Genomic DNA, 7503 nt, shown 5'->3' on the forward strand with positions numbered 1-7503 from the left:
CCTCGGCGACGTCCGCTCGCTGGTCGAGACGCTCGAGTCCGAGGACGCCGAGCCGGTTTCGGCAGTTCAGACCGAACTCGTCGAGACGACTCGGCTCGTCCACGAGCGCGACGCGCTCCCGGTTTTCCTCGGCGGCGACAACTCGCTCACGTACCCGAACGTCGCCCCGCTGCTCGAGGAGGGTTCGGTCGGCGCGATCAACCTCGACGCCCACCTCGACGTTCGCGCGGTCGACGACGAGCCGACGAGCGGAACGCCGTACCGACAGCTCCTCGAGGACGGCCTCGACGGCTACGCCTGCGTCGGCGCCCGCCACTTCGAGACCTCCACCGCGTACCACGACTATCTCCGCGAGCGCGGCGGCGAGGTCGTCACGAGCGAGGAGGTGGGCGACGACGTCGTCGCCGCGGCGGATCGGGCCCTCGAGGCCGTCGGCGACGTCGACACTCTCTACGTCAGCGTCGACTGCGACGTACTGGATGCGAGCGCCGCACCCGGCGCGAGCGCGCCGACGCCGGGCGGGCTGCGCACGCGCGAGCTGTTCCGGCTGCTGCGCCTGCTCGCGGCCGACGACCGGATCGCCGGCTTCGAGGTCGTCGAGTGCGCCCCGCCGCTCGATCGGGACGGACTGACGGCCGACGCGGCGGCCCGGGCGATCGCACACTTCCTGGCGGGCTATCTGGAGGGACGACGATGAGCGGGCCAGTCGAGGACGCCGACGCCGTGACGGACAGCGCGAACGGCGACTCCTGTGTCGTCTACCATATCGGCGAACTCGTCGTCGGCCCCTCGAGGGACGGTTCCGGCGAAACCCCCCTCGAGGTCCGCGAGGACGCCGCCATCGCCGCGGTCGACGGCGAGGTCGTCGCCGTCGGCTCGAGCGAGGACGTCACCCGCGAGTACCCGCCGGAGAACGCCGACACCGCGATCGACGCCGACGGGCGGGCTGTCGTCCCCGGCTTCGTCGATCCCCACACCCACGCCGTCTTCGCGGGGGATCGCTCCGACGAGTTCGAGGCCAAACTGCGAGGGAAGGAGTACCAGGAGATCCTCGCCGAGGGCGGCGGCATCCTCCGGACCGTCCGGGCGGTCCGCGAGGCGAGCGACGATCAGTTAGTCGCGAACCTCACCGGTCACCTCGAGACGATGCTCGCCCACGGGACGACCACGGTCGAGGTCAAGTCGGGGTACGGACTCGACGCCGAGACCGAACTGCGGCAGCTCGAGGCGATCGACCGCGCGAACGCCACCCAGCCGGTCGACCTCGTCGCGACGTTTATGGGCGCCCACGCGGTCCCCGACGGGCGGGAGACCGACGGGTACGTCGACGAGGTGGTCGAGGAGCAGCTCCCCGCGGTTGCCGAGCAGGGCGTCGCCGAGTTCTGCGACGTCTTCTGCGAGGAGGGCGTCTTCGACGTCGAGCAGTCGCGACGGGTGCTCGAGGCCGGTATCGAGTACGGCCTCACGCCGAAGGTCCACGCCGAGGAGTTCACCCGCCTCGGCGGGGCGGGGCTCGCGGCCGATCTCGGCGCCGCCAGCGCGGACCACCTGCTCCACGCGAACGGAGACGACGTCGAGGCGCTGTGCGAGGCCGGCGTCGTCCCCGTCCTGCTGCCGGGCACCGCCTTCGGCCTCGGCGAAGCCTACGCCGACGCGCGAGCCTTCCTCGAGGCCGGCGCGCCGGTTGCCCTCGCAACGGACTTCAACCCCAACTGCCACTCGCGGAGCATGGAGTTCGTCCAGACCCTCGGCGCCGTCGAGATGGGGATGACGCCCGCGGAGGCGCTGCTGGCGTCGACGCGAAACGCGGCGCTTTCGCTCGAGCTCGAGGACGGAACCGGAACGCTACGGGAGGGCGCGCCGGCCGACGCCGTCGTGCTCGAGGCGCCGTCGTACGTCCACCTCGCCTACCGGTTCGACACCTCGGCGGTCGATGCGGTGCTCAAGGGCGGGGAGGTGGTGGCAGAATGACGACCGCGACGACCGCGGGCGGACCGTCGGCGACGGCTCGAAGCGAGCCGCCGAGCCGACCGAACTCGCAACGGTGCTCCTCAGTAGGTGATAATCTCGTAGCCGTCGTCGACGAGCGAGCGGATGCTCGGGTGGCCCTCGTGCTCGTCGAGCAGTTCGGCGGGACTGTCCTCGATCTCGTCGGCGACGCCGTAGGCGTTCGCACAGTAGTGACACGCCGACATGAGGTCGGTCAGCTCGGTGTACAGCGAGTGGTAGTCGTGGTCCTCGTCCGCGAGCTCGGGGATCCACTGGGTACCCGCCCCGTCGAAGACGATCTCGACGCCGTCGCCGGCTTCGTCGAACTCCTGTGCGGTCTGGAGCCCGTTGACGACGCGGCCGAGGTCGGAGGGCGATTCGGTACCGGCAAGAACGACGATTGCTGCGTCTGGCATGCGACCAGCACTCGGGTCCTCGCACGGATATCCGTTGGGCACTCGTGTGCGGGTCGCCCGCGATCGACGGCCGCGACTGGGGGTGGTCGCCAATGAGCGTCGTGCTCGACGGCGAGTCGCTGACCCCCGAGGACGTCGCAACGGTCGCGCGCGACGACGCTCGAGTCGAGGTCGCCGAGACCGCCCGCGAGCGAGTCAGGGAGTCCCGCGCCCGCGTCGAGGACGTGATCGAGAGCGGCGAGGCCGTCTACGGGCTCAACACGGGCTTCGGCGAACTGGTAGACGAGCGCATCCCGCCCGAGGAGATCGAACAGCTCCAGACGAACCTGCTGCGCAGCCACGCCGCGGGGGCGGGTCGCGAACTCGAGCGCGAGGCGGTCCGCGCGATGATGGTCGCCCGAATCAACGCCCTCGTAACGGGATACTCGGGGATCCGCGAGACCGTCGTCGACCACCTCGTCGCGATGTGCAACGAGGGGGTCCACCCGGTCGTCAGATCCCGCGGCAGTCTCGGTGCCAGCGGCGACCTCGCGCCGCTGGCCCACATGTCGCTGGTCCTGATCGGCGAGGGCGACGCGGTCGTCGAGGGGACGGACGAAGAGGACGGAACGCGGCTTCCCGGCGACGAGGCGCTCGCCGCGATCGGCCTCGAGCCCCTCTCCCTGAAGCCCAAGGAGGGACTCGCGCTCATCAACGGTACCCAGCTGACGGCCGGACTCGCCGCCCTCGCGGTCGTCGACGGCGAGCGACTCGTCCGCGGCGCCGACGCGGCGGGCGCGCTGACGATCGAAACCTCCCTCGGGACGACGGCGACGGCCGACCGGGCGATCCACGAGGTCCGTCCACACGCGGGCCAGCTCGAGAGCGCCCGCGAGATCCGGCAACTCACCGCCGGCAGCGAGATCGTCGAGGCCCACCGCAACTGCGACCGGGTGCAGGACGCCTACTCGCTGCGGTGTCTCCCGCAGGTCCACGGCGCCGTCCGGGACGCCCTGAGTCACCTTCGGGACGCCGTCTCCATCGAACTCAACAGCGCGACCGACAACCCGCTGGTGTTCGCGGGCGACAGGGTCGACGACCGGGCCTCGGGCACCGACCGCGCGGCGGTACTCTCGGGCGGCAACTTCCACGGCGCACCGCTGGCGCTTCGTCTCGAGTACGCCCGCCTCGCGCTGACCGATCTGGCGGCGATCAGCGAGCGACGGATCGACCGCCTGTTGAACCCGAACCTGCAGGAGCCCCACCTGCCGCCGTTTCTCGCCGCCGACAGCGGCGTTGAGTCGGGCTACATGATCGCCCAGTACACCGCGGCGGCGCTCGTCAACGAACTCCGGTCGTTCGGCGCCGCCTCGACGGACAACACGCCCGTCAGCGGCGGCCAGGAGGATCACGTCAGCATGAGCTGTCAGTCGGCGCTGCACGTTCGAACGGCCGTCGAGAACGCTACGCAGGTCGTCGCGGCCGAACTCGTCTGTGGCGCTCAGGCCGCCGACTACGTCGACGACGCCTTCGAGACCGACGAGCCGCTGTCGCTCGGCGTCGGGACGAGCGCCGTCTACGACCTGGTCCGGGAGGTCGTCCCGTCGCTCGAGAACGATCGGCCGGTCCACACCGACGTCGATCGGGTGGCGGCGCTGCTCGAGCGAGGCCTGCTCGAAGAGCGCGTCGCGCGCGCCACCCGGGACTCGGCACCGATCGACGACGGCAACTGATCGTCGCGGATCGGCCGCGCAACCCTCGTCCCGTCGGTCGATTTGCGCACTGTTATTTGGCTCGAGTCCCTACTCGAACCCGCCTTCGTCGGTCGAAGGCACCGGCACGACGGGGACCGTTCGAAACACCACCACCTACCGTTTCCCTCGCCGCCGGTTTCTATACCGTACCGCCGGTCTCCTCGAAGAGTTCGCCCAGCACCGTCTTCAGCCCCTTCCGGAGGTGCTGGTGCATCGTCGGCGGCGAGACGTCCATCGCTTCGGCGATCTCCTCGCCCGTGCTCTCCCGGGGCCAGTCGAAGAAGCCGCTGTAGTAGGCCAGCCGAAGCGTCGCGAGCTGTCGGTCCGTGAGCTGATCGAGCACGTCGTTACGGCGCTCTGCGGCCGTCCTGACCGGGTGATCGACCTCCCGGCGCGCCTCGAGTTCGGTGCTCTCGTAGACGAACTTCAGCGCCTCGGCGATCTCGCGGACGTCGGCGTCGTGTGGCACCTCGACCAACACGGTGGCCGAGCCGTCCTCGATGACGATGTCCCGGATCGTCGCACCGTGGTGGGCGAGGGTTCGCACGCCCGACTCCTTCATGCGGAACTCGATCGTACAGCTGTCGGTTCCGTCGTAGATGAGCCGACACTCCTCGATGCTGTCGTGGCTCTGGGCCTCCTCGAGGACGGTCTCCCCGTCGAGTCCGTCGACGGTCACGTACTGGAAGATTCGGCCGTCGGCGGCCGAACCGGCCCACTCCAGCGAGATCGTACAGTCGTACTCCGTCGTGAGGTCGAACGCGAGGGCATCCCCGTCGTCGATCCGGAACTCGAGTTCGAGGACGGTGTCGGAGAACAGCAGCTGTCGGTTCTTGACCGCGCTGATGGTGAAACCGGTCGTCTCGCCGAGCAGCTCGAACCCGCTGCGCTCGCTCTCGCTGAAGGTGTCGTTTCGGTTCGCGACGACCGCGAGAACGCCGTAGGTCGTCCCGCCGTGGCTGATCGGAACGACGACCGCGGCGTCGATCCCGTCGGCGCGGGCCGCCTCGCGGATCTCCTCGGGAACCGACTCCGCGGCGAGGACGTCGTCTATCACCTGGATCTCCCCGCTCGTGACGGCCTTCTGTGCCGGTCGCTGGTCCTCCGGATCGCAGCTCTCGACGGCCTCGAGGTAGGTTCGGACCGTGCCGGCACCGGTTCGATAGGAGAGTTCCCCCTCGCCCGTTCGCTCGGCGATCCAGGCGCCGCAGTACAGCTCCGACTCGACGAGCTGTTCGCAGACCTTGCGCTCGATGGTCGCCTGGGTCGGCGCCTCGACGAGGGTCTCGATCACCTGCCGGACGACCTGGTTGATCCGGTTGACCGTCTCGAGGCGGTCACGCCGGGACTGTAATCGTCGTTCGCGTTGTGCTCGCTCGGTGATATCCCTGGCCAGCCAGACGACCGCGCGCTGGCCGCCGATCCGCCGCTCGATGGGAACGACCCGCGCCTCGTACCGGCGCCGTCCCTCGGTCGTGTCGGCCCCGTACTCGACGGTCTGTATCGTGCCGGTGTCGATCGTCCGCTCGAGACACGACTGCAGCCGTTCGGCGACCTCATCGGGGAACACCGACTCGAGGGTCTCCCCGACTAACCCCTCGGCCGAGGTCGTGTACAGCGTCGCCGCGTCGGGACGGACCTTCGACTCGAGGTAGGTGCCGTCCTCGCCGATGACGAACGCCTCGTCGGGGAGTTCGTTCGCGAGGATGTGGTGGTACTCCGTCGTCTCGGCAGCCGGGAGGTCGGCGATCGCGTCGAGGATCCGGTCGACCCTCGCCTCGGGCTCGTCGGCCGCGACGTACTCGGTCGCGCCCGCTCGCAGCGCCGCTGCTGCGGTGCGTTCGCTCCCCTCGGACGGTGCAACGACGACCGGCGTCACCGGGGTCACCGACTGCACCCGATCGAGGACCGATCGGATCGTCGCCGGGTCGTCGGTCTCGAGGACGATCCCGGAGGGGACCTCGCCCCCGTTGGCAGCCTCCCGGAACGACTCGGCCGCGCTATCGGGCGGAATCGTTCTGACGTCGAACGAGGACGTCGTTTCGATCGTCGCCGACAGTTCGCTGTCGGGGGATTCCGTGATCAGGGCGACCGTGGCGTCGTTGGTTGCGTCTTGCATGGCGTCTCGGTTCTCCGCGCTAGTTCGCGTACTCGAGAAGGGTCACCGTGAACCGACGTAAGTGCTTGCCATTCGTAGCGCTCATAGCCGAGAGCAGTCGCCTCGAGCGATCGCGGTCGACGGCGTAGTCGTGAGGAGTCGAGTCGCCGGAGGGGACGCCGTTCTACAGTTCGCCCTGTTCTTTGAGGTCCTCGATGACGTCGTCGACGAACGTCTCGGGGTCCTCGTAGGGGAAATCCCCGCCCGAGGTTTTGGTGTTGAGCTCCATCGCGGTCATCGAGAAGTCGCCCGACTCGAACTTCGTTCCGGGGCCGTTCGGCAGGGCCGGAACGAGGTCCATCGGGCTCGAGATGGGGTAGTCTGCGCCTTCGAACGCGTCGATCATCTGGTCGCGGAGTTCGGATTCGTCTGCCATCGCGTCCGCCTATTGCGGATGATAAATAATAAACCTGTTGTGAACTCCAAGCAGCCGACTGGGCGTTCCGACGCCCGAAACAGTAATGAGTCACCGGTATGAAGGGTTTCGGTATGGCGAAAGATACCGTCAGATATCCCGACGCGGTCGTCGACAAGATCGATGGCCTCGTCGACGACGGTATGTTCGAGAGCAAATCCGAGTTCTACCGCTTCTCCGCGGAGTACGTCCTCACGCTCGTCGATCCTGACCACGACGTCGAGACGTTCAACTTCGACGAGATCAAGGCCGAACTCGACATCCCCGAGGAGAGCGCGGTCGGCGCCGACGGCGGCACCCGCTTCCTCGAGGCGGTCATCACCGTCCGCAAACACGGGCTGCGGGGCGACTACGAGGCCGCTGAGGGGTTCATCGACGACCACTACGAGCCGACCGACCAGGAGTGTCTCGTCCTCGAGGAACTGCTCGGCACCTACCGCACCTAGGGCGACGCGTCGAACGGCGCGCCCAACTCCTCGAGTGCGACGTTTTCGGCGACCAGCGACGCGGCCCGATCCGCGGGTCGTCGACCGTCCGATCCGACCTCGGACGATTCGGAACCACCGGGACGGTCGATCCCCGACGAATCCGCAACCGCCTCGAGAAACGCCTCGCGAACCGGCGCCGCGTCGAACAGTCCGTGCAGGTAGGTTCCCAGGACGGTGCCGCGAGCCGCCCCGATCTCGCCGAGCGGTCGCTCGACCGCCTCGAGCGCCCGCGTGCGGCCGGCGTGGATCTCGTACCCCCGCGCCGTGGCGCCGTCGGCGCCCGCGAGCAGCGGCGAGGCCGAGC

Annotated in this window: 7 protein-coding genes and 1 pseudogene; 4 read left to right on the forward strand and 4 right to left on the reverse strand. The window is 69.0% G+C overall.

Annotated elements, in window-relative coordinates; translation table 11 throughout:
- A partial coding sequence (locus ACNA7R_RS18175; RefSeq protein ID WP_416284934.1) for an arginase family protein occupies positions 1 to 697 on the forward strand: 697 nt, incomplete at its 5' end.
- Positions 694 to 1971, forward strand: a complete 1278-nt coding sequence (gene hutI, locus ACNA7R_RS18180; RefSeq protein ID WP_416284935.1) for an imidazolonepropionase — start codon at positions 694 to 696, stop codon at positions 1969 to 1971. The genes ACNA7R_RS18175 and hutI, both read left to right, overlap by 4 nt.
- Positions 1972 to 2051: 80 nt before the next feature.
- Here hutI and ACNA7R_RS18185 read toward each other — a convergent pair whose 3' ends face one another.
- Positions 2052 to 2405 (reverse strand): hypothetical protein, encoded by a 354-nt coding sequence (locus tag ACNA7R_RS18185; RefSeq protein ID WP_416284936.1) that lies wholly within the window; start codon positions 2403 to 2405, stop codon positions 2052 to 2054.
- Positions 2406 to 2497: 92 nt separating this feature from the next.
- Here ACNA7R_RS18185 and hutH point away from each other — a divergent pair, with 92 nt between their 5' ends.
- Complete coding sequence (gene hutH / locus ACNA7R_RS18190; protein WP_416284937.1) at positions 2498 to 4117, forward strand: histidine ammonia-lyase; 1620 nt, start codon at positions 2498 to 2500, stop codon at positions 4115 to 4117.
- Between the two features lie 160 nt (positions 4118 to 4277).
- Here hutH and ACNA7R_RS18195 read toward each other — a convergent pair whose 3' ends face one another.
- Together ACNA7R_RS18195 and ACNA7R_RS18200 are read right to left on the reverse strand one after the other, a co-directional pair.
- On the reverse strand, positions 4278 to 6257 hold the full coding sequence (locus tag ACNA7R_RS18195) for a bacterio-opsin activator domain-containing protein (protein WP_416284938.1): 1980 nt from the start codon (positions 6255 to 6257) through the stop codon (positions 4278 to 4280).
- Between the two features lie 163 nt (positions 6258 to 6420).
- Positions 6421 to 6672, reverse strand: a complete 252-nt coding sequence (locus ACNA7R_RS18200; protein WP_416284939.1) for an MTH865 family protein — start codon at positions 6670 to 6672, stop codon at positions 6421 to 6423.
- Positions 6673 to 6785: 113 nt separating this feature from the next.
- Here ACNA7R_RS18200 and ACNA7R_RS18205 point away from each other — a divergent pair, with 113 nt between their 5' ends.
- On the forward strand, positions 6786 to 7157 hold the full coding sequence (locus ACNA7R_RS18205; RefSeq protein WP_416284940.1) for a CopG family transcriptional regulator: 372 nt from the start codon (positions 6786 to 6788) through the stop codon (positions 7155 to 7157).
- Here ACNA7R_RS18205 and ACNA7R_RS18210 read toward each other — a convergent pair.
- Positions 7154 to 7503: pseudogene (locus ACNA7R_RS18210) on the reverse strand (cobyric acid synthase CobQ); the annotation flags it as partial. The gene ACNA7R_RS18205 and the pseudogene ACNA7R_RS18210 overlap by 4 nt on opposite strands.

Source organism: Natronococcus sp. (assembly GCF_047921035.1).
In the GTDB taxonomy this organism is placed as follows: domain Archaea; phylum Halobacteriota; class Halobacteria; order Halobacteriales; family Natrialbaceae; genus Natronococcus.

Bases quoted from the DNA above. Each gene is read 5' to 3' on its own strand.
- ACNA7R_RS18200 (WP_416284939.1), bottom strand. From the start codon at position 6,672: ATGGCAGACGAATCCGAACTCCGCGACCAGATGATCGACGCGTTCGAA.
- ACNA7R_RS18185 (WP_416284936.1), bottom strand. From the start codon at position 2,405: ATGCCAGACGCAGCAATCGTCGTTCTTGCCGGTACCGAATCGCCCTCC.
- ACNA7R_RS18205 (WP_416284940.1), top strand. From the start codon at position 6,786: ATGGCGAAAGATACCGTCAGATATCCCGACGCGGTCGTCGACAAGATC.
- ACNA7R_RS18195 (WP_416284938.1), bottom strand. From the start codon at position 6,257: ATGCAAGACGCAACCAACGACGCCACGGTCGCCCTGATCACGGAATCC.
- hutH (WP_416284937.1), top strand. From the start codon at position 2,498: ATGAGCGTCGTGCTCGACGGCGAGTCGCTGACCCCCGAGGACGTCGCA.
- hutI (WP_416284935.1), top strand. From the start codon at position 694: ATGAGCGGGCCAGTCGAGGACGCCGACGCCGTGACGGACAGCGCGAAC.